General features: G+C 54.2%; 19 protein-coding genes. 7 read left to right on the forward strand and 12 right to left on the reverse strand.

Annotation, left to right across the window (positions count from 1 at the left end; all coding sequences use genetic code 11):
- Positions 1–28: 28 nt before the first annotated feature.
- Positions 29–670, reverse strand: coding sequence for a tellurite resistance TerB family protein (locus ACRQ84_RS06810; RefSeq protein WP_483817554.1), 642 nt, complete (start codon positions 668–670; stop codon positions 29–31).
- Positions 671–831: 161 nt separating this feature from the next.
- Between ACRQ84_RS06810 and purT the strand changes: the two genes are divergently transcribed.
- Positions 832–2,010 carry a formate-dependent phosphoribosylglycinamide formyltransferase gene (gene purT / locus ACRQ84_RS06815; RefSeq protein ID WP_483817555.1) on the forward strand — a complete coding sequence of 393 codons (1,179 nt, stop codon included), beginning with the start codon at positions 832–834 and terminating at the stop codon, positions 2,008–2,010.
- A gap of 78 nt (positions 2,011–2,088) precedes the next feature.
- Here the strand turns inward: purT and ACRQ84_RS06820 are convergent, their stop codons facing one another.
- Positions 2,089–2,730, reverse strand: a complete 642-nt coding sequence (locus ACRQ84_RS06820) for a bifunctional 4-hydroxy-2-oxoglutarate aldolase/2-dehydro-3-deoxy-phosphogluconate aldolase (RefSeq protein WP_007889572.1) — start codon at positions 2,728–2,730, stop codon at positions 2,089–2,091.
- Positions 2,731–2,918: 188 nt separating this feature from the next.
- Positions 2,919–4,394, reverse strand: coding sequence for a glucose-6-phosphate dehydrogenase (gene zwf / locus ACRQ84_RS06825; protein ID WP_036650196.1), 1,476 nt, complete (start codon positions 4,392–4,394; stop codon positions 2,919–2,921).
- Between the two features lie 371 nt (positions 4,395–4,765).
- Here zwf and ACRQ84_RS06830 point away from each other — a divergent pair, with 371 nt between their 5' ends.
- The 3 genes from ACRQ84_RS06830 to ACRQ84_RS06840 all read left to right on the forward strand — a co-directional run bounded on the left by ACRQ84_RS06830 (position 4,766) and on the right by ACRQ84_RS06840 (position 8,491).
- The gene (locus ACRQ84_RS06830; protein ID WP_483817556.1) at positions 4,766–5,620 is read left to right on the forward strand and encodes a MurR/RpiR family transcriptional regulator; all 855 of its coding nucleotides are present in this window, start codon (positions 4,766–4,768) and stop codon (positions 5,618–5,620) included.
- Between the two features lie 107 nt (positions 5,621–5,727).
- Complete coding sequence (gene pyk / locus ACRQ84_RS06835; RefSeq protein ID WP_008110470.1) at positions 5,728–7,170, forward strand: pyruvate kinase; 1,443 nt, start codon at positions 5,728–5,730, stop codon at positions 7,168–7,170.
- A gap of 85 nt (positions 7,171–7,255) precedes the next feature.
- Complete coding sequence (locus ACRQ84_RS06840) at positions 7,256–8,491, forward strand: MFS transporter (protein WP_064738915.1); 1,236 nt, start codon at positions 7,256–7,258, stop codon at positions 8,489–8,491.
- Positions 8,492–8,515: 24 nt separating this feature from the next.
- On the opposite strand, the gene lpxM is transcribed toward ACRQ84_RS06840, so the two are convergent.
- The 3 genes from lpxM to znuA form a co-directional block, all read right to left on the reverse strand.
- Positions 8,516–9,493, reverse strand: a complete 978-nt coding sequence (gene lpxM / locus ACRQ84_RS06845) for a lauroyl-Kdo(2)-lipid IV(A) myristoyltransferase (protein ID WP_064738916.1) — start codon at positions 9,491–9,493, stop codon at positions 8,516–8,518.
- Positions 9,494–9,619: 126 nt separating this feature from the next.
- Positions 9,620–10,948, reverse strand: coding sequence for a murein DD-endopeptidase MepM (gene mepM / locus ACRQ84_RS06850; protein ID WP_064738917.1), 1,329 nt, complete (start codon positions 10,946–10,948; stop codon positions 9,620–9,622).
- A 13-nt stretch (positions 10,949–10,961) separates the two neighbouring features.
- The gene (gene znuA / locus ACRQ84_RS06855) at positions 10,962–11,933 is read right to left on the reverse strand and encodes a zinc ABC transporter substrate-binding protein ZnuA (RefSeq protein ID WP_064738918.1); all 972 of its coding nucleotides are present in this window, start codon (positions 11,931–11,933) and stop codon (positions 10,962–10,964) included.
- A gap of 77 nt (positions 11,934–12,010) precedes the next feature.
- Here znuA and znuC point away from each other — a divergent pair, with 77 nt between their 5' ends.
- Together znuC and znuB are read left to right on the forward strand one after the other, a co-directional pair.
- A complete protein-coding gene (gene znuC / locus ACRQ84_RS06860) occupies positions 12,011–12,766 on the forward strand; it encodes a zinc ABC transporter ATP-binding protein ZnuC (RefSeq protein ID WP_483817557.1) in 756 nt (251 codons plus the stop codon).
- Positions 12,763–13,548, forward strand: coding sequence for a zinc ABC transporter permease subunit ZnuB (znuB, locus tag ACRQ84_RS06865; RefSeq protein ID WP_064738919.1), 786 nt, complete (start codon positions 12,763–12,765; stop codon positions 13,546–13,548). The genes znuC and znuB overlap by 4 nt, the downstream gene beginning before the upstream one ends.
- Before the next feature lie 7 nt (positions 13,549–13,555).
- Here znuB and ruvB read toward each other — a convergent pair whose 3' ends face one another.
- The 6 genes from ruvB to aspS all read right to left on the reverse strand — a co-directional run bounded on the left by ruvB (position 13,556) and on the right by aspS (position 19,069).
- Positions 13,556–14,560 carry a Holliday junction branch migration DNA helicase RuvB gene (ruvB, locus tag ACRQ84_RS06870; RefSeq protein ID WP_007889560.1) on the reverse strand — a complete coding sequence of 335 codons (1,005 nt, stop codon included), beginning with the start codon at positions 14,558–14,560 and terminating at the stop codon, positions 13,556–13,558.
- Between the two features lie 8 nt (positions 14,561–14,568).
- Positions 14,569–15,183, reverse strand: a complete 615-nt coding sequence (ruvA, locus tag ACRQ84_RS06875) for a Holliday junction branch migration protein RuvA (protein WP_007889559.1) — start codon at positions 15,181–15,183, stop codon at positions 14,569–14,571.
- Positions 15,184–15,275: 92 nt separating this feature from the next.
- A complete protein-coding gene (gene ruvC / locus ACRQ84_RS06880; RefSeq protein WP_008110486.1) occupies positions 15,276–15,803 on the reverse strand; it encodes a crossover junction endodeoxyribonuclease RuvC in 528 nt (175 codons plus the stop codon).
- Positions 15,804–15,840: 37 nt separating this feature from the next.
- Positions 15,841–16,584, reverse strand: coding sequence for a YebC/PmpR family DNA-binding transcriptional regulator (locus ACRQ84_RS06885; RefSeq protein WP_483817558.1), 744 nt, complete (start codon positions 16,582–16,584; stop codon positions 15,841–15,843).
- Positions 16,585–16,856: 272 nt separating this feature from the next.
- Positions 16,857–17,288 (reverse strand): dihydroneopterin triphosphate diphosphatase, encoded by a 432-nt coding sequence (gene nudB / locus ACRQ84_RS06890; protein ID WP_483817559.1) that lies wholly within the window; start codon positions 17,286–17,288, stop codon positions 16,857–16,859.
- A complete protein-coding gene (gene aspS, locus ACRQ84_RS06895) occupies positions 17,288–19,069 on the reverse strand; it encodes an aspartate--tRNA ligase (protein ID WP_483817560.1) in 1,782 nt (593 codons plus the stop codon). The genes nudB and aspS overlap by 1 nt, the downstream gene beginning before the upstream one ends.
- 233 nt (positions 19,070–19,302) lie before the next feature.
- Here aspS and ACRQ84_RS06900 point away from each other — a divergent pair, with 233 nt between their 5' ends.
- Positions 19,303–20,124, forward strand: coding sequence for a DUF72 domain-containing protein (locus tag ACRQ84_RS06900; protein ID WP_483817561.1), 822 nt, complete (start codon positions 19,303–19,305; stop codon positions 20,122–20,124).
- Positions 20,125–20,180 lie beyond the last annotated feature (56 nt).

The following is a 20,180-nucleotide window of genomic DNA, read 5'->3' on the forward strand; positions in this document are numbered from 1 at the left end:
AGGTTACGGACGCAACCTTCGCACAGCGTTACGCGGCTTTCTCAGCGTCGATATCACGCTGAATGCCGTCGCGTACATCTTGAGGGATTTTCAACGCATCGCCGAGCGCAGAGAGATAGCTGCGCTCCATAAAGTGATCGACATCGATGGCTGCACAGCTGAGGAAATAGAGCTCCAGGGCCTCTTCTTCGTTTTTGACGTCGGCGGCCAGCCAGTTGGGATCGAGCGGGCGATTCATCGCCTGCTGAATTAACGTTTCGGCTTGTGCGCCGTAACCCGCTTGCTGGATGTTTTTTTCAATCGCTGCGCGCTCTTGATCGTCGATATGACCATCACTTTTCGCCGCGAACACCAGCGCCGTGACTAAACGTGCGGCACGTTGATCCATGGGCGTTTGCAGCTGGCCGAAACCCGCTTCATTCTGATGCGTTTCACGTATACGCTGTTTGTATTTATTCCACAGCAACGCGCCAGCCGCCGCGCCGCCGCCTAACAGCAATGCTTTGCCGCCGTATTGGGTCAGAAGCTTACGCGTGGATTTACTGCCGACCAGCAATCCTGCCAGCCCGCCTAATGCGCCGGGTGCCAGCATGTCGCTTAATCCGCCAGATTTTCCATCACCGCCCTTTTTCGCCAGCACGGATTGAATTTGCTGTAGCCAATTGCTCATCGTTTGACTCCTGTTGAATTTTCCGTCCTCCATGCTGCCGCAGGCTGTGTCAGTTAACGTCAGAGCGGGAAAAGTATGGCAAACCTGATGTTGGCGAAAGCGTGAGTACGCAAACGTTTTCGTTTATACTGCGCCCGCATTTTGACTGCTAAGGTGAAATTATGACGACTCTCGGAACCGCGCTGCGCCCTGCCGCTACGCGTGTCATGCTGTTAGGTTCAGGCGAATTAGGCAAAGAAGTGGCACTTGAATGCCAACGTCTTGGTGTGGAGGTGATCGCGGTGGACCGTTACGCCGATGCACCTGCCATGCATGTGGCGCATCGCAGCTATGTGATCAACATGCTGGACGGCGACGCGCTCGCTACACTGATTGCGCAGGAAAAGCCGCACTTTGTGGTACCGGAAATTGAAGCTATCGCCACCGAAAAACTGCTGGAACTGGAAGCACAAGGCCAGAAAGTGGTGCCGACCGCACGCGCCGCACGTCTGACCATGAACCGTGAAGGCATTCGCCGTCTGGCGGCGGAAGAGTTGTCCTTGCCGACCTCAACTTATCAGTTTGCTAATAGCAAAGAGAATTTTGTTGCAGCGGCGCATGCCATTGGATTCCCGTGCATCGTTAAGCCAGTGATGAGTTCATCCGGTAAAGGTCAGAGCTTTATGCGTGAAGCCAGCCAGCTGGATAAAGCCTGGGATTATGCGCAGCAAGGCGGACGTGCCGGTGCCGGCCGCGTCATCGTTGAAGGGGTGGTGAAGTTTGATTTTGAAATCACTCTGCTCACCATCAGTGCAGTAGATGGTATCCATTTCTGCGCGCCGATTGGTCATCGTCAGGAAGAGGGTGATTACCGTGAATCCTGGCAGCCGCAGCAGATGAGTGAACTGGCACTGCAACGCGCACAGGATATCGCCGCGAACGTGGTGAAAGCGCTTGGCGGTTATGGCCTGTTTGGCGTTGAGCTGTTTGTGTGTGGCGATGATGTGGTGTTCAGCGAAGTCTCGCCGCGTCCGCATGATACCGGCATGGTAACGTTGATCTCGCAGGATCTGTCAGAATTTGCGCTGCATGTGCGCGCCTTCCTCGGCTTGCCAATTGGCGGCATCCGTCAATACGGACCCGCGGCATCGGCAGTGATTTTGCCGGAGCTGAACAGCCAGAACGTTGTGTTCGGGAATATCGAAGCCGCGCTGGGTGCCGGATTGCAACTGCGTCTATTTGGTAAGCCGGAAATCGCCGGTCAGCGCCGTTTGGGTGTGGCTTTAGCGACCGGTGAAAACACCGATAACGCTATCGCACGCGCCGTTGCCAGTGCGGCAGCGGTGAAAGTGGCAGGCTAGGTTAAAAACGAAGAGGTCGCCATCATTGGCGACCTACAATCCTCAGGTGCGCATTCCTGCGCACTTTCCAAAACGCCGTTAAGCGCGTGCTCCTTCAACCGCTTCACGCGCCAGACGTGTGATACGGTCCCAGTCGCCGGTTTCCAGCGCATCATTGGGTACCAGCCACGAACCGCCAATGCAAAGCACGCTTTTCAGCGCCAGATAATCACGGTAATTGGCTGGTGAGATGCCGCCCGTCGGGCAGAAACGCACCTGCGGGAACGGACCGCCAATCGCTGACAGCGCTTTCACGCCACCATTGGCTTCCGCCGGGAAGAATTTGAACTCACGCAGGCCATAATCCATGCCGGTCATCAGTTCTGAAACCGTGCTGATACCTGGAATTAATGGCACCGGACCTTCAACCGCCGCTTTCAGCAGCGACTCGGTCAATCCGGGGCTGATGACAAATTGCGCACCCGCGTCCGTCACTTCTTTTAGCTGTTGCGTGTTAATAACCGTGCCCGCACCGACAATCGCTTCCGGTACTTCTTTAATCATTGCGCGCAATGCGTCCATCGCCACCGGCGTACGCAGCGTCACCTCCAGCACACGCACGCCGCCTGCCACCAGCGCTTTCGCCATCGGTACCGCATGTTCAAGCTTGTTAACCACGATGACCGGCACGACCGGGCCAGTTTTCAGGATCTGTTCTGCACTTGTTTTCCAGTTCTTCATCACGTTTCCTTAGTTGCATCAGCCCGGCATATGGCCACGCTGTCAATAATTGGGCTCTACCATACAAGATCGGCTTGAGCGGCGTCCATGGGATATCAAACTTTTTTGAAACTGGGGTTCAGTTTTTAGAAAAAAGGGATTTTGGACAAAAAAAAGCCCGCACAGTTGGCGGGCTTAGGATTGCGTCTTTATTCGAACTCGTTCCAGGAACGGCCATCACGCGTAATCATCGCGACAGAGGCAACCGGTCCCCATGTCCCCGCCTGATAGGGCTTCGGCGCTTCGGCATCGGCGTTCCACGCATCAATGATGGAATCCACCCAGCCCCATGCGGCTTCAACTTCATCACGACGCACAAACAGCGCCTGAATACCGCGCATGGTTTCCAGCAGCAGACGCTCGTAGGCATCCGCCAGATGCGACTGGTTAAAGGTTTCCGAGTAGCTTAGATCCAATTTAGTCGTCTGCAGTTTGTGCTTGTGATCGAGTCCCGGCACTTTATTCAGAATTTCGATATCCACACCTTCGTCCGGCTGCAGACGGATGGTCAGCTTGTTCTGCGGCAGTTCAGCATACGAATCCTTGAACAAGTTCATCTCCGGGTTCTTGAAGTAAACCACCACTTCGGAGCATTTGGTTGGCAAGCGCTTGCCAGTACGCAGATAGAATGGCACGCCTGCCCAGCGCCAGTTGTCGATATCCACGCGGATGGCGACGAAGCTCTCCGTGGCGCTCTGCTTGTTGGCGCCCTCTTCTTCCAGATAGCCCGGCACTTTTTTACCCTGCACAAAACCCGCAGTGTACTGACCACGTACCGTCTTCTCGCGCACGTTAGTCTGATCAATTCGGCGCAGTGAGCGCAGCACTTTCACCTTCTCATCACGAATCGCATCCGCGCTTAAATCAGACGGCGGCGACATGGCAATCATGGTGAGGATTTGCAACAGGTGGTTCTGGATCATGTCACGCATCTGGCCGGCTTTGTCGAAGTAACCCCAACGGCCTTCGATGCCCACCTCTTCCGCCACGGTGATCTGCACGTGATCGATGGTGCGGTTATCCCAGTTATTGACGAAGATGGAGTTGGCAAAACGCAGCGCCAGCAGATTGAGCACCGTCTCTTTACCGAGATAATGGTCAATACGGAAAACCTGACCTTCTTCGAAGTATTTGCCGACGCTGTCATTGATTTCTTGTGAGGTTTCCAGTGACGTGCCGAGCGGCTTTTCCATAACCACGCGCGCCGGTTTGGCGTTCAGCTTGGCCGCGCCCAAACCGTCACAAATCGCGCCAAAGGTGCTTGGTGGCATAGCGAAGTAGTTAATGGTGACACGGTTTTTCTGGTCAAGCATTTTGCCCAGTTTGGTGAAATGTGAGGTGTCATTTACGTCGAGGTTACAGAAGTCGAGACGGCTGCTGAGTGTGTCCCACAGCGCTTCATCGATCTTCTCTTTCATGAAGGTTTCCAGCGCTTCACGAACCACTTTGGTATACGCCGCTTTATCCCAATCCGCGCGACCCACGCCAATAATGCGAGTGGTTTCATGAATCTGACCGGCTTTTTCCAGCTGATACAGTGATGGCAACAGTTTACGGCGCGCAAGATCGCCTTTGGCACCGAAAATCACCAGATCGCATGCCTGGGCTGTTTGTGTAACCGCCATTTTCCTCTCCTCGTTGCAGGATATACCCGGCTTGAGCGTTCTCATCACGCCGGGTCCTTATTGTAATTTTGTTACAGCACAATGTACGTTTTTCGCAGGTCCGGGACAACCCGAACGCAGTGTTTTGCTGGCGTTAACTGTGAACGTTATAAAGGTGTTAAGTGTGTTGTAGCGTGCCATTTGAGCACATTTTCTGTTTCGATATTTGTCGAGGCAAAACACGTCAGCGATCAAAGTATCGCAAAAAAATCGCGTTTACATTTGTCCTCCGCTGCGTGCGAGGGGCTATTACACGGTATATTCTTGAGAATTGGCAGCGATTTCATCGATTGATGAGCGCGGAAAAGTAATTGACGGTCATTAGGTTACCCATGCTGGAACAGATTCAGGCGCAATTAGATACGCTGAGCAAATCAGAACGTAAAGTCGCAGAGCAGATTCTGACTGCTCCACAACAGGCAATGCACTCCAGTATTGCCACGCTGGCACGTGCGGCTGACGTCAGCGAACCGACAGTGAACCGCTTCTGTCATCGCATGGGCACGCGCGGTTTCCCCGACTTTAAATTGCAGCTCGCGCAAAGTCTGGTTAAAAGCCCAAGTTGGGTAAGCCGCGATGTGGAAGAAAATGACAGTGTGGAAAGCTATAGCCACAAAATTTTCGACTCCGCGTTAGCGGGCCTTAGCCGCGTTCGTCAGCAACTCGACTCTCACGTCATCCGCCAGGCCGTTCAGGCTCTGTCAAAAGCGCATAAAATTGCCTTTTTTGGCTTGGGCGCTTCTGCCGTCGTTGCACACGATGCCACCAATAAATTTTTGCGGTTTAATCTGCCGGTCATCTGGTCAGAAGATATTGTGATCCAGCGCATGAGTTGCATAAATAGTGGTCCAAATGATGTGTTTGTTCTCATCTCGCATACTGGTCGCACCAAAAATATGATAGAACTGGCTCGCCTGGCGCGTGTAAACGCTTCCACTGTGCTGGCTATCACCTCTCCGGGTTCCCCGCTGGCGGCGGAAGCGACGCTGGCTTTGACGCTTGACGTGCCCGAAGATACCGATATCTACCTGCCAATGGTTTCCCGCCTTGCACAATTAACCGTGGTTGATGTTCTGGCGACAGGGTTTACCCTTGAGCGCGGCGCTGCTTTCCGGGAAAATTTGAAACGAGTGAAAGAAGCGCTGAAAGATTCACGCCTGGAGAAACAGGCACAAGAAAATAATTAACATCACATTCACAATGTGAGTCGAATCACAGCCCATCAATCATATAGAATAGATGAACACTACGTGTCGCTTGAGAGCGACACGATACTTTGCTAACGGAGTCCTTCATGTCCAGACGTCTCAGAAGAACCAAAATCGTTACAACCCTCGGTCCAGCCACCGATCGCGACAACAACCTCGAAAAAATCATCGCGGCGGGCGCTAACGTTGTACGACTCAACTTCTCCCACGGCACACCCGAAGATCATCAGCAGCGCGCCAATAAAGTGCGTGAAATTGCCGCCAAGCTGGGTCGTCACGTCGCGATCCTTGGCGACCTGCAGGGTCCAAAAATTCGTGTATCAACCTTCAAAGAAGGCAAAGTGTTCCTGAACGTCGGCGATCGTTTCCTGCTGGATGCCGATTTAAGTAAAGGTGAAGGCGACAAAGAGAAAGTCGGTATCGACTATAAAGGCCTGCCAGAAGATGTGGTGCCAGGCGATATCCTGCTGTTGGACGACGGTCGCGTACAGCTGAAAGTACTCGAAGTTCAGGGTGTGAAAGTGTTTACCGAAGTCACCGTCGGCGGCCCTCTCTCTAACAATAAAGGCATCAACAAACTCGGCGGCGGCTTGTCTGCAGATGCGCTGACAGAGAAAGATAAAGTCGATATCGTTACCGCCGCGAAAATCGGCGTGGATTATCTGGCCGTATCCTTCCCGCGTAATGGCGAAGATATGAATTATGCCCGCCGTCTGGCGCGCGACGCCGGTTGCGATGCGAAACTGGTGGCAAAAGTTGAACGTGCTGAAGCCGTTGCCTCACAGGAAGCGATGGATGACATCATCCTCGCTTCTGACGTGGTGATGGTTGCGCGTGGCGATTTGGGTGTAGAGATTGGCGATCCTGAGCTGGTGGGTATCCAGAAAGCCTTGATCCGTCGTGCGCGCCAGTTGAACCGTACCATCATCACCGCCACACAGATGATGGAATCAATGATCACCAATCCGATGCCAACGCGTGCAGAAGTTATGGATGTGGCGAACGCCGTGCTGGATGGTACCGATGCGGTGATGTTGTCGGCAGAAACGGCGGCAGGCCAATATCCGGCAGAAACCGTATCAGCGATGGCGAAAGTGTGTCTCGGCGCAGAAAAAATCCCGAGCGTTAACGTTTCTAAACACCGCCTGGAAGTGCAGTTCGATAACGTGGAAGAAGCAATTGCCATGTCGGCGATGTATGCAGCCAACCATCTGCAAGGTGTTTCGGCCATCATCACCATGACCGAATCTGGCCGCACCGCGCTAATGACTTCACGTATCACATCCGGTTTGCCGATTTTCGCTATGTCTCGCCATGAACGCACGCTAAACCTGACCGCGCTCTACCGAGGCGTCACACCGGTATTTTTCGACAGCAATAATGATGGTGTTGCTGCCGCGCACGATGCAGTGAACCTGCTGCGCGAAAAAGGTTTCCTCGTTTCAGGTGATCTGGTGATTGTTACCCAAGGCGACGTCATGTCGACCACCGGTACCACCAATACCAGCCGCGTGCTGCGCGTAGATTAATACGCACCCCCGACAGCGGCTGTAATAACATGGACAAACGCGACTGCCTGGCAGTCGCGTTTTTATTTTTTGACAAGGAGGCCAGATGGCCCGCTATCAACCTATTTCCCAACTCACCGGGCGCGTGCTGCTGTTTCCGCTCGCGCTGGTGTTGTTTGAGTTCGCCACCTATATCGCGCATGACATGATTCAACCCGGCATGCTGTTGGTGACCTCTGAATTCAGCGTCGGCCCGGAATGGGTATCAACCTCGCTGACTGCCTATTTGATGGGCGGCGTGGTGCTGCAATGGCTGCTGGGTCCGCTGTCTGACAAATATGGCCGCCGCCCGGTGCTGTTGTTTGGCATCCTGTTCTTTGCCGCCGCCTGTATCCTGACTACGTGGGTCAGCAGCATTGAAGAGTTCGTCGCGCTGCGCTTTGTTCAAGGCATTAGCCTGTGCTTTATTGGCGCCGTCAGCTATGCCGCAGTGCAGGAAGCCTTTGATGAAGCGCTGGCGGTGCGCATGATGGCACTGATGGCCAACGTTGCGCTACTGGCACCGTTAGCCGGCCCGCTGGCGGGTGCAGCATGGTTGACCGTTGGCGAGTGGCGCAGCATGTTCTGGCTGTTTGCGATTTGCAGCGTGATTGCTTTTGCCCTGCTGTGGCGCGTGATGCCGGAAACCGCGGGTGACCGTAGCCACTCCATCGCCCTGCCAACGTTGGCGCGAGGCTATGCGCGTTTAGCGCGCGATCGCCAGGTGATGTATGGATCGTTTGCGATTGGTTTGGTGTTTATCCCGATCCTGACATGGGTGGCGCTGTCGCCAGTGATCCTGATGCACGACGAAGGGCTTTCGCGGATGCAGTATGCGCTGCTGCAGCTACCGGTGTTTCTGGCAATGATTGCTGGCAATATCACGCTTGGCAAGTTAGCGGGTCGCGTACCGATTGAACAACCGGTGAAATTTGCCGCATGGCCCATTCTGATTGGTTTGAGTATTTCGCTGCTGGCTAACCTGCTCGATAGCCACACTTATCTGCTGCTGACTGCCGGTTTAAGCCTTTACGCCTTCGGCGCAGGCATGGTGAATGCTGGACTGTATCGTCTGACGCTTTACTCCAGCAATGAAGGCAAAGGCAGCGTCGCGGCGATGCTCGGCATGATCAGTATTCTGACCTTAGCGATTGGCATCGAACTGGCAAAAAGCGGTTATTTCAGTGGCGGCACACCTTGGTTTAGCGGCATCAACTTTATCGCTGGCGTATTGTGGTTTGGCCTGGTCACGCTGTTCCTGCGCGAACGCAAGCGTCGTAGCAAAGTCGAAGCCATAGAATGACAAAGGGGCCAACTGGCCCCTTTTTTATTTTTTGCGTGGATAAAGATCTTTACGCGCATAAGGTTCGATATCCCCTTCCTTGCGCGTTTTTAACAGCTTTAAAATCCAGGTGTACTGCTCGGGATGCGGACGCACAAACACTTCAACTTCTTCATTCATGCGACGCGCCAGCGTGTTGTCATCGGCATCCAGCAGGTCGTCCATCGGTGGACGCACATAGATTTCCAGCCGATGCGTTTCGCTGTTATATACCGGGAATAGCGGCACTACACGCGCACGGCACACCTTCATTAGACGCCCTACCGCGGGCAATGTCGCTTTGTAAGTGGCAAAGAAATCGACAAACTCACTGTGCTCCGGGCCATGATCCTGATCCGGCAGATAATAGCCGTAATATCCCTGACGCACCGACGCGATGAATGGCTTGATGCCGTCGTTACGCGCATGCATACGGCCGCCGAAACGGCGTCGCACGGTATTCCACAGGTAATCCATCAGCGGATCGCTTTGGTTGTGAAACATCGCCGCCATCATCTGACCTTCAGACGCCAGCAGCATGGCCGGAATATCAACACCCCAACCGTGCGGCACTAAGAAAATGACGTTTTCTTTATTCGCCTGCAGCTGCTCAATGATTTCCCGGCCATGCCAGTCAACACGCTTACGCACATGCGCGGGGTTGCGCATGCCTAACTCGGCCATCATTGCCATCGCCTGTGGAGCAGTGGCAAACATACGATCAGCAATCTCTTCGCGCTGCGCTTCACTCAATTCAGGCAGGCAATAATAGAGATTGATCAGCGCACGGCGGCGCGCACTTTTTGCCAGTTTACCGGCGAATTTGCCCAATCCGCCTAGAATCGGATCGCGCACTTTGGCAGGGAGCAACGCCATGCCAGCCAGCGCGCCAACCGCCAGCCAACTGCCCCAGTATTTCGGCTTTAAAAAAGAACGTTGAAAAACGGGAATAAACTCACTGTTATTTTTCTTTCGGGTTTCCATGCACTCGCCTCTGACAATGACCGGTCAATAATAGTGACGGTGGTTAATTTTGCAATCTTCATGCGCCAGATAGCAAAAAACCGACGAAGAATCCGTCGGTTTTTAAGTGTTACGCGCAATAATGCGTTATTTCAACGTCAACTGCGGCAACCATGTTTTTACTTGCGCCATGTAAGTGCTGCGATCTTTACCGGTCAGCCCTTCCATGCGCGGCAGTTTCGCCGTCAATGGATTCACCGCCTGGTTGTTGATCCACACTTCATAATGCAGATGCGGACCGGTTGAACGTCCGGTGTTGCCCGACAACGCGATGCGATCGCCGCGTTTCACTTTTTGTCCTGGTTTCACCAGTGCTTTACTCAGGTGCATGTAGCGCGTCATATACTGACGACCGTGACGAATTGCCACATAGTTACCGGCAGCGCCGCCGTTCTTCGCCATGACCACTTCACCATCGCCAACCGCCAACACCGGCGTCCCAATCGGCAGCGCGAAGTCGACACCTTTATGTGGTGCAATGCGCCCGGTCACCGGGTTGAGACGGCGCGGATTAAAGTTAGAGGAGACGCGATACTGCTTAACCGTTGGGAAACGCATGAAACCACGCGCTAATCCTGACGCATTGCGATCGTAGAATTTGCCGTCTTCCGCACGGAAAGCGTAATAATCTTTGCCGCCGGTGCGCAGACGTACACCCAGCAGTTGGCTTTGGGCACTTTTACCGTCGAGCATTTCACGTGACATCAGCACACTAAAATCATCGCCGGCGCGCAGTTTTCGAAAGTCCATCTGCCACTGCATCGCTTTAATCACGTTGCTGGTTTCGGCGCTATTGAGGCCGGCACGCTGGGCGCTGGCGGCAAAGCTGCCACGTACTTCGCCTTTCAGCACACTGTTCTGCCATTCACCCTTTTGCAACTCTTGCTGCATCTTAAAGCTGCCGTTATCAGCGCGCTGATAAGTACGGGTCTCACGGCGATCGATTTCCCAGCTGAAAGTCTGTAGTTGACCATCCGCATCTAGCGTCCAGCTGAGTTGCTGGCCGACGCGCATATTACGCAGATCTTTATCACTGCTGACCAGCGCGTTGATATCGCCCATCTCAATGCCGTACTGATTTAACGCGCTGCTCAGCGTATCGCCGGAAGAGACGGTGTAATCGTGTATGTTTGGATTGTCTGGGACGTCTTTATCGATGTCGTCAGCAGGAATATCATCTGCCGGTTCTTCAGTAGTCTGGTCAATTGGCTCGCTGGCCTCTGGCAACAGCGTGCGCAGTTCGTCTTTGTCCAACGCGATCGTTTTCACGATGGGCGCTACATCACGGGGATGATAGACGTAAGGCCGCCAGACTGCGACGGCCAACGTGACAACGGTTAATGAACCCAGCATAACGCGGTGGGGACGCGGCAAATTATTAAATGCGAGGGCGACAGAGCGGGCTATCTGCTGCACTTTTACTTATTCCTCATGCTCCATTCAGGCAGCTCGCATACTGGCTCGACAGCTGTGAAAGAAATTTCACGTAGCTATCTTTGGATAAGCTGATGTCCATACCCAACGGATCTAACGTGCCTTTACGCACGGTGGTTCCACGGGACACGGCATCGATGACGGCCGGTCTGAATTGTGGTTCAGCGAAAACGCATACGGCTTTCTGCTCAACCAACTGTGTTCGTATTTGATGTAAACGCTGGGCGCCTGGTTGGATCTCAGGATTGACGGTGAAATGACCTAATGGTGACAAACCGTAATGTTTTTCAAAGTAGCTGTAAGCGTCGTGAAAAACGAAATAACCCTTGTTCCGCACAGGCGCGAGTTGCGCGCCGATGTGTTTGTCTGCATCGGCTAATTCTGCTTTAAATTCCTGCAGATTAGCGTCAAGTTTGGCTTTGCTTTGCGGCATAAGTTCCAATAATTTTCCATGGATTGCAACCGCAGATTGTAAGGCCATGTCAGGGGACATCCACAGGTGCATATTAAACTGTCCGTGGTGATGGTGCGCATGAGACGCGTCCTGGTCTTCGGAATTTTCTGAGTCATGTTCATGATCGTGACCGTGCTCATGTTCTTCGTCGTCATCATCGCCATTAATCAAAAGCGGTTTTATGCCTGGCAATGCAGCAATTTCGAGGTTTTTGTTAGCGGGTAACTCCGCTGCGGACTTGGTGAGAAAGGCTTCCATTTCTGGTCCGGTCCACACCACTAAGTCTGCGTTTTTAATACGTTTTACATCAGAAGGACGTAAGGCATAATCATGTTCTGATGCGCCATCAGGGAGTAATACTTCAACCGGTGTAATGCCATCAGCGATAGCCGCTGCGATAAATCCGAGAGGTTTGATTGACGCGACTACCGCAGAGTGCGCGGGTAATGCGCTGGTAGCGGCCATTGCCGCAGCAGTAAGGGTAAAAATAAGGCGCTTTTTATTGTGTAACATAATACGTCATTCCATCGTGACCCGTTGATGGAATGTGATATTATAACATTCGAAATTCTATGCAACCCGTAAATATCATGTCGCCACTTGTTACTCTTGAAAACGTTTCTGTGAAATTCTCCCAGCGTCCGGTGCTTGCAGGCATTAGCCTCTCGCTAGAACCGGGAAAAATTCTCACGCTGCTCGGCCCGAATGGCGCTGGCAAATCCACGCTGGTTCGCGCAGTGCTGGGGCTGCTCAAACCCACCAGCGGCAGTGTCAAACGAGCCGCTGATTTACGTATCGGTTATGTGCCGCAAAAGCTGCACATCGACCCAACTTTGCCGATCACCGTTGAGCGCTTTATGCGACTGTCGCGCGGCACCCAACGCGATGGCATTTTGCCAGCGTTAAAACGCGTTCAAGCCGGACATTTGCTCAACGCAACACTGCAAAAACTTTCGGGCGGTGAAACACAACGTGTTTTGCTGGCGCGAGCGTTGCTAAATCAGCCGCAGCTGCTGGTGCTGGACGAACCGACGCAGGGTGTTGACGTCAATGGTCAGGTCGCATTGTATGATTTGATCGACCAATTACGGCGTGAATTGAACTGCGGCGTGCTGATGGTTTCGCATGACCTGCATCTGGTGATGGCGAAAACCGACGAAGTGCTGTGCCTCAACCATCACATTTGCTGCTCCGGCACGCCGGAAGCGGTGTCACAACATCCAGAGTTCATTGCGATGTTTGGCCCGCGTGGCGCGCAACAGTTGGCAATTTATCGTCACCATCATAATCACCGTCACGATTTACAGGGACGCATTGTTCTGCGCAAAGGAAATGGCCCGTCATGATTGAACTGTTATTACCTGGCTGGCTAGGCGGCGTCTTGCTGGCGCTGGCAGCCGGCCCGCTCGGCTCATTTGTAGTTTGGCGCCGCATGTCCTATTTCGGCGATACCCTTGCCCATGCATCATTGCTGGGTGTGGCATTTGGGTTACTGCTCAACGTGAATCCCTATTACGCGGTGATTCTGGTGACCGTGTGTCTGGCGTTGGGATTAGTATGGCTTGAGCGTCGTCCGCATCTGGCCATCGATACGCTGCTCGGCATTATGGCGCACAGCGCGCTGTCGCTGGGTTTGGTGGTCGTCAGTCTGATGCAAGGCGTGCGCGTCGATCTGATGGCTTACCTGTTTGGCGATCTGCTGGCGGTGACGCCCGATGACTTATGGATGATGGGCGGCGGCGTGGCGATTGTGCTGGCCGTGATGGCGTGGCAATGGAATTCATTGTTGTCGATGACCATCAGTCCGGAACTGGCGCAGGTGGATGGCGTCAACATTCAACGTACCCGTTTGATGCTGATGCTGGTGACCGCATTAACTATCGGCGTAGCGATGAAGTTCGTCGGCGCATTGATTATTACGTCACTGCTGATTATTCCGGCGGCGACTGCGCGTCGTTTCTCGCGCTCACCGGAGCAAATGGCGGGGATAGCGGTGATTGCAGGTGTGATCGCGGTGACCGGCGGACTCACCTTCTCGGCCACCTATGATACGCCTGCCGGTCCTTCGGTGGTGTTATGCGCCGCGGTGCTGTTCATCATCAGCATGGCAAAAAAACCGGCGGCATAACGCCGGTTTACTCTTCGCGACTTATGCCGAAGTGTTTGTAAGCATGCTGCGTTGCCATTCGGCCGCGCGGTGTACGTTGAATGAATCCTTGCTGAATCAGGAAGGGTTCAATCACATCCTCGATCGTTTCCCGCTCTTCGCCAATCGCCGCAGCCAGGTTATCCAAACCCACCGGACCACCCGAAAATTTATCAATGATCGCCAGCAGCAGCTTACGGTCCATATAATCAAAACCCTGGCTGTCGACATTCAGCATATCGAGCGCGCTGGCTGACACTTCGCCGCTCAGGTTGCCATTGGCGCGCACTTCAGCAAAGTCACGTACGCGACGCAGCAGGCGGTTAGCGATACGCGGCGTACCGCGCGCACGACGCGCTATTTCTAACGCGCCCTCTTCACTCAGCGCCAGGCCAAGACAAGCCGCGCTGCGACCAACGATATGCTGCAGATCGGGCACGTTATAGAATTCAAGGCGCTGCACGATGCCGAAGCGGTCGCGCAGCGGCGAAGTTAACGAACCGGCGCGCGTTGTGGCCCCAATCAGGGTAAACGGCGGCAGATCGAGTTTAATCGAACGTGCAGCAGGGCCTTCACCGATCATGATATCCAGCTGATAATCTTCCATCGCCGGATACAACACTTCTTCCACCACTGGCGACAGGCGGTGGATCTCATCGATAAACAGCACATCGTGAGGTTCAAGATTGGTGAGCATCGCCGCCAGATCGCCCGCTTTTTCCAGCACCGGCCCCGATGTCGTACGCAGATTAACGCCCATTTCATTCGCGACGATGTTGGCTAGGGTGGTTTTACCCAATCCCGGCGGGCCAAAAATCAGCAGATGATCGAGTGCATCGCCACGCAGTTTCGCGGCCTGGATGAAAATCTCCATTTGCTCACGCACCTGCGGCTGGCCAACATATTCCGTTAGCAGCTTTGGTCGAATGGCACGGTCGAGCGTTTCTTCTTCATTAAAGGAACTGCCCGAGACCAGGCGATCGGCTTCAATCATGCTTTACCTCAAATAGCTGCACGCAGGGCTTCACGAATCAGGGTTTCGCAATCCGCATCCGGTTTGCCGACTTTGCTGATCATACGGCTGGCTTCCTGCGGTTTATAGCCGAGAGCCACCAGCGCTGAAACCGCTTCGGCTTCGGCATCGTTATTGTCCTGCGCAGCGGAAGGCGTGGTCAACGTAAAGGTTGAATCACCACCAAACAGATCGCCGTGCATGCCGATGAAGCGGTCTTTCATTTCCACAATTAAACGCTCGGCGGTTTTTTTACCCACGCCCGGCAGTTTGATCAGGGAGGCAATCTCTTGTCGCTCAACGGCGGTCACAAACTGCTGTGCCGACATACCGGACAGAATCGCCAGCGCCAGTTTCGGTCCCACGCCATTCACTTTTACCAGTTCGCGGAACAGCGTGCGTTCCTGCTTGTTATTAAAGCCGAATAGTAACTGCGCATCTTCACGCACCACAAACTGGGTGAAGATGATCGCTTCCTGATTGATTTCTGGCAGCTCGTAAAAGCAGGTCATTGGCATATGCACTTCATAACCGACACCGTGCGCCTCAATCAACACCAGCGGCGGCTGTTTTTCCAGAATGTTGCCTCGTAAACGACCAATCACCTGAGCAATTCCTTAATCTGATAAGTAAGCCTGTTTATATACCATAAAAAAGGCTGGATGAATATCCAGCCTCATGTCGCCTTTCGTTTACGCTAACCCGATCGCATACGACCGCGCGTCATCACCAATTTTGTATCGCTAATACGCGCCGCATTCTGGCTCATATGACAATGCGTGATGGCAATGGCCAGCGCATCGGCGGCATCGGCTTGCGGATTAGCTGGCAGTTTGAGCAAGGTGCGTACCATATGCTGAACCTGACTTTTCTCTGCACCGCCGGTGCCAGTGACGGTTTGCTTCACCTGTCGCGCCGCGTATTCAAACACTGGCAAATCATGATTCACCGCCGCGACAATCGCCGCCCCGCGCGCCTGGCCCAGCTTAAGTGCTGAGTCAGCATTTTTCGCCATAAATACCTGTTCGATAGCGAAGTAGTCGGGTGAGAATTGCGTGATGATTTCACTGACGCCCGCGTAAATCAGTTTGAGGCGTGTCGGCAGATCGGTAACGCTGGTGCGGATACAGCCGCTGCCCAGATAGGTGAGCTGGCGGCCGGTTTGGCGGATGACACCATAACCGGTGACGCGTGAGCCGGGATCGATCCCGAGAATTATCGCCACAGCGCGTCTCCGGTGAGTGGGGTTTTAAGCAACGCCATTACAGCGTTTCTGCGATCTCATCAGAGATTTCACCGTTATGGTAAACTTCCTGCACGTCGTCGCAATCTTCCAGCATGTCGATCAGGCGCAATAATTTAGGCGCGGTTTCGGCATCCATTTCGGCTTTGGTTGAAGGGATCATCGAGACTTCAGCAGTGTCCGCCTTCAGACCGCCCGCTTCCAGCGCATCACGCACCGCACCCATTTCTTCCCACGCGGTGAAGACATCAATCGCGCCGTCGTCATAGGCCACAACGTCTTCGGCACCGGCTTCCAGCGCTGCTTCCATAACCGCATCTTCGTCCTGACCGGGTGCGAAGGAGATAACGCCCTTCTTGCTGAACAGGTAAGAAACCGAACCGTCAGTACCGAGGTTGCCGCCGGTTTTGGTGAAGGCATGACGCACTTCGCCCACGGTGCGATTACGGTTGTCGCTCAGGCACTCAATCATAACCGCCGAGCCGCCCGGACCGTAACCTTCATAAATGATGGTTTCCATGTTGGAGTCATCTTCACCGCCCACGCCACGTGCAATCGCACGGTTCATGGTGTCACGCGTCATATTGTTGGACAGGGCTTTGTCCATCGCGGCGCGCAGACGCGGGTTAGAACCGGCATCGCCGCCACCCAGTTTCGCGGCGGTGACCAGCTCACGAATGATTTTGGTGAAGATCTTACCGCGCTTAGCGTCCTGAGCAGCCTTGCGGTGCTTGGTGTTTGCCCATTTACTGTGTCCAGCCATCTTGCATACTCTCCGATCTTATCAATCGCACGGGCTATCTTACTTGCGATCTCGGCTCCCGGCAGTGCTCGCAATCCTCACGTACCAAAGTACGCTCCGGTTGCTGTGCGCTGGCGGTAACCGACCTCGCTGCGACGATTACGCCCGACTGTTCAATTTTAGCGGTGCAGGATTCACTATCCTGCACCAGGTTTAAAGGACGAAGGAATCGCTTCGTCGGATTCATCGAATTTAGCTGAACCGCCGCAGAAATAACGCGTGGCGACGAGCATTCAGATAAATTCTTCAATTGCCTGGCGGTTACTCCAGGACTTGGTGAGGGCTGCGGCAGCGGCGGGATCGAGCCAGCGCGCGGCAAGATGCTCGGTGAGCAGCAGGTCGCGCTCGGCAGGTAAGGCCAACCTGAACCAGTGCTCGCGGTTGTGCGTGATACCCGGTGCGTAACGATGGCGATAGTGCGGGAAGATCTCAAACTCGATTTGTTTGTGGCAATCATCCAGCATTAACTTTTCGTTCGCAATATCGATGGCGAGTTCTTCTAACACTTCGCGCTGAGCCGCCTGGCGCGGGGTTTCGCCCGCTTCCAGGCTGCCCGTGACCGATTGCCAGAAGCTGTCGTCATCACGTCGCTGCAGCATTAACACCCGGCCGGTATCTCGCGCAAAAATCACCACCAGCACCGAGACCGGATGTTTAAAGCCCATTACTTGTTCTCTGACTTTTCTTTCTTCGGTGCCACCAGAATCCCAAGGTCCAGCAGCGCGGCTGGATTGGCTTCGCTTGGTGCTTCGGTCATCATGCACGCCGCGGCGGTGGTTTTCGGGAACGCAATCACATCACGGATGTTATCGGTACCGGTCAACAGCATGGTCAGACGATCCAGACCAAACGCCAGGCCCGCATGCGGCGGCGTGCCGTATTTCAGCGCATCGAGCAGGAAGCCAAACTTCTCACGCTGCTCTTCTTCGGTGATACCGAGGATGCTGAACACCGTCTGCTGCATTTTTCCGCTGTGAATACGCACTGAACCGCCACCGACTTCGTAGCCGTTAATCACCATATCGTAAGCATTTGCCACCGCTTGCACCGGATCGGTTGCCAGCTCTTCGGCGCTCAGGTTTTTCGGCGAGGTGAACGGATGGTGCATCGCTGCCAGGCCGCCCTCTTCATCTTCTTCAAACATAGGGAAGTCAATCACCCACAGCGGTGCCCAGGCTTTATCATCGGTGATCTGCAGATCGCGGCCGACTTTCAGACGCAGCGCACCCAGCGCATCGGCCACCACTTTGGCACGATCAGCGCCGAAGAAGATCAGATCGCCATCTTGTGCGCCAGTGCGGTTGAGAATGTCTTCAACGATTTCCGCGCTGAGGAACTTGGCCACCGGGCTCTGTACGCCTTCGAAACCTTTGGCACGTTCGTTGATCTTCATCCACGCCAGGCCTTTCGCGCCGTAGATTTCAACAAATTTGCCGTATTCGTCAATTTGCTTACGCGTCAGCGCCGCACCGCCCGGTACGCGCAGCGCCGCCACACGGCCTTTGGCGTCATTGGCTGGACCGGCAAACACCTGGAACTCAACGTTTTTCAGCAGATCGGCAACGTCCACCAGCTCCATTGGGTTACGCAGGTCTGGCTTATCAGAACCGTAACGGTTCATTGCTTCCGCAAAGGTCATCTGCGGGAAGTCACCGAGATCCACACCTTTGATGTTGATCCACAGTTCACGAATCAGACGTTCCATCTTTTCACGCACCTGCTCGGCGGTCATGAAAGAGGTTTCCACATCGATCTGGGTGAATTCTGGCTGACGATCGGCACGCAGGTCTTCGTCACGGAAACACTTAACGATCTGATAGTAGCGGTCAAAACCCGACATCATCAGCAGCTGTTTGAACAGCTGTGGCGACTGCGGCAAGGCGTAAAATTTACCTTTGTGCACGCGGCTTGGCACCAGATAGTCACGCGCACCTTCCGGCGTAGCTTTGGTCAGCATTGGCGTTTCGATATCAAGGAAACCCTGGTCGTCCATAAAGCGACGCACGAAGCTGGTAATTTTAGCGCGGGTTTTTAAACGCTGAGCCATTTCCGGACGACGCAGGTCCAGATAACGATAAGTCAGACGCGCTTCTTCGCTGTTGACCTGGTTAGAGTCCAGTGGCAGCGGTTCAGCGCGGTTGATGATGTTCAGCTCATGGGCGAACACTTCCACTTCGCCGGTCGCCATCTCACTGTTTTTGTTCTTTTCGTCACGTGCACGCACGGTGCCGGTGATCTGGATACAGAATTCGTTACGCAGCTCAGATGCCAGCTGGAAAGCGTCCTGACGATCGGCATCGAAGAACACCTGGGCGATACCTTCACGGTCACGCATATCGATAAAAATCAGGCTGCCGAGATCGCGACGGCGATTTACCCAGCCGCAGAGAGTGACTTGCTGACCCACGTGAGACAGATTGAGCTGTCCGCAATATTCTGTACGCATAACGTATCCTTTTAACTTCGCCGCTGCTGCCAGACAACATCAGGCCGCGTAACCTTCTGAGATGCTGTCGCAAAAAAGGCGGCTATTATAATGGAAAAACCCAGGCAGGATAAGTGGAGCCAGATCAAAGCGGACAAAACATTATGCTTTATCGCGCTGTTTTTCCTGCCGACATCAAAACAGGGTACATTAAGCCGCCCTTTCCCGCCCCTAAAGGATTCAGGAGTTCGCGTTTGACACTTCGCATAGGATTACCGCAATGGCAGCATGCACAATGGAAACAGTTCGGTTTGGAGACCCTGGCCGATTATGCGCAGCTGTTTGGTTGTGTTGAAGGCAACACCACTTTGTATGCGCTGCCGAAGCCGGAAGTGGTGCTGCGCTGGCGTGATATGACGCACGACGATTTCCGTTTCTGCTTTAAGTTTCCCGATAGCATCAGCCATAAGGCGGCCCTGCGGAACTGCGATGAGTTGCTGACGGCGTTTTTCCGTCTGCTCGATCCGCTGAGCACGCGCATCGGTCAATATTGGCTACAGCTTCCCGCGGCGTTTTCACCGGCCCAGCTTGGCGATCTCTGGTCTTTTCTTGATAGTTTGCCGCGCAATTTTCGCTACGGCGTTGAGGTGCGGCATCAGGCGTTTTTTGCCAAAGGTGATGCTGAACGCGCGCTGAATCGGGGTCTAAGCGATCGCGGCGTTAATCGGGTCATTCTTGATAGCCGGCCGGTGCATGCCTCCACCTCGCAAACCGCCGCTGCCGTGGATGCGCGCGCGAAAAAGCCACGTGTGCCGCCGCATGCGGTGCGCACCGGTTCGCAACCGATGGTGCGTTTCATTGGCAACGATAGCGTGGCGGAGAGCGTGCCGCTGTTCCAACCGTGGCACAGCAAGCTGCAGGCGTGGCAGCTGGATAGCGATCCGCTGCTGTTTATTCATACGCCGGATATGGGCGAGGTGTTTCCGCTGATTCAGGCGTTGTGGCCGCAGTTGCAACAGCTGGAGCCGTCATTACGCGATCTGCCCGACTGGCCGCAGCAATCAAGCCTGTTCTAGACGCAACGCAAAGGGTGCAGCCTGCCCGCGTTTCTGCCAAAATAGCGCCCTTTCCG

The organism is Pantoea sp. E2023-21 (assembly GCF_051302795.1).
GTDB classification, from domain to species: Bacteria; Pseudomonadota; Gammaproteobacteria; order Enterobacterales; family Enterobacteriaceae; genus Pantoea; species Pantoea ludwigii_A.

Excerpts from the sequence above, each read along its gene's own strand:
- ACRQ84_RS06840 (WP_064738915.1), top strand. The coding sequence starts at position 7,256 with ATGGCCCGCTATCAACCTATTTCCCAACTCACCGGGCGCGTGCTGCTG.
- ACRQ84_RS06885 (WP_483817558.1), bottom strand. The coding sequence starts at position 16,584 with ATGGCTGGACACAGTAAATGGGCAAACACCAAGCACCGCAAGGCTGCT.
- purT (WP_483817555.1), top strand. The coding sequence starts at position 832 with ATGACGACTCTCGGAACCGCGCTGCGCCCTGCCGCTACGCGTGTCATG.
- nudB (WP_483817559.1), bottom strand. The coding sequence starts at position 17,288 with ATGGGCTTTAAACATCCGGTCTCGGTGCTGGTGGTGATTTTTGCGCGA.
- pyk (WP_008110470.1), top strand. The coding sequence starts at position 5,728 with ATGTCCAGACGTCTCAGAAGAACCAAAATCGTTACAACCCTCGGTCCA.
- znuC (WP_483817557.1), top strand. The coding sequence starts at position 12,011 with ATGTCGCCACTTGTTACTCTTGAAAACGTTTCTGTGAAATTCTCCCAG.
- zwf (WP_036650196.1), bottom strand. The coding sequence starts at position 4,394 with ATGGCGGTTACACAAACAGCCCAGGCATGCGATCTGGTGATTTTCGGT.
- znuA (WP_064738918.1), bottom strand. The coding sequence starts at position 11,933 with ATGTTACACAATAAAAAGCGCCTTATTTTTACCCTTACTGCTGCGGCA.
- aspS (WP_483817560.1), bottom strand. The coding sequence starts at position 19,069 with ATGCGTACAGAATATTGCGGACAGCTCAATCTGTCTCACGTGGGTCAG.
- lpxM (WP_064738916.1), bottom strand. The coding sequence starts at position 9,493 with ATGGAAACCCGAAAGAAAAATAACAGTGAGTTTATTCCCGTTTTTCAA.
- ACRQ84_RS06830 (WP_483817556.1), top strand. The coding sequence starts at position 4,766 with ATGCTGGAACAGATTCAGGCGCAATTAGATACGCTGAGCAAATCAGAA.
- ruvB (WP_007889560.1), bottom strand. The coding sequence starts at position 14,560 with ATGATTGAAGCCGATCGCCTGGTCTCGGGCAGTTCCTTTAATGAAGAA.
- znuB (WP_064738919.1), top strand. The coding sequence starts at position 12,763 with ATGATTGAACTGTTATTACCTGGCTGGCTAGGCGGCGTCTTGCTGGCG.
- ACRQ84_RS06810 (WP_483817554.1), bottom strand. The coding sequence starts at position 670 with ATGAGCAATTGGCTACAGCAAATTCAATCCGTGCTGGCGAAAAAGGGC.
- ACRQ84_RS06820 (WP_007889572.1), bottom strand. The coding sequence starts at position 2,730 with ATGAAGAACTGGAAAACAAGTGCAGAACAGATCCTGAAAACTGGCCCG.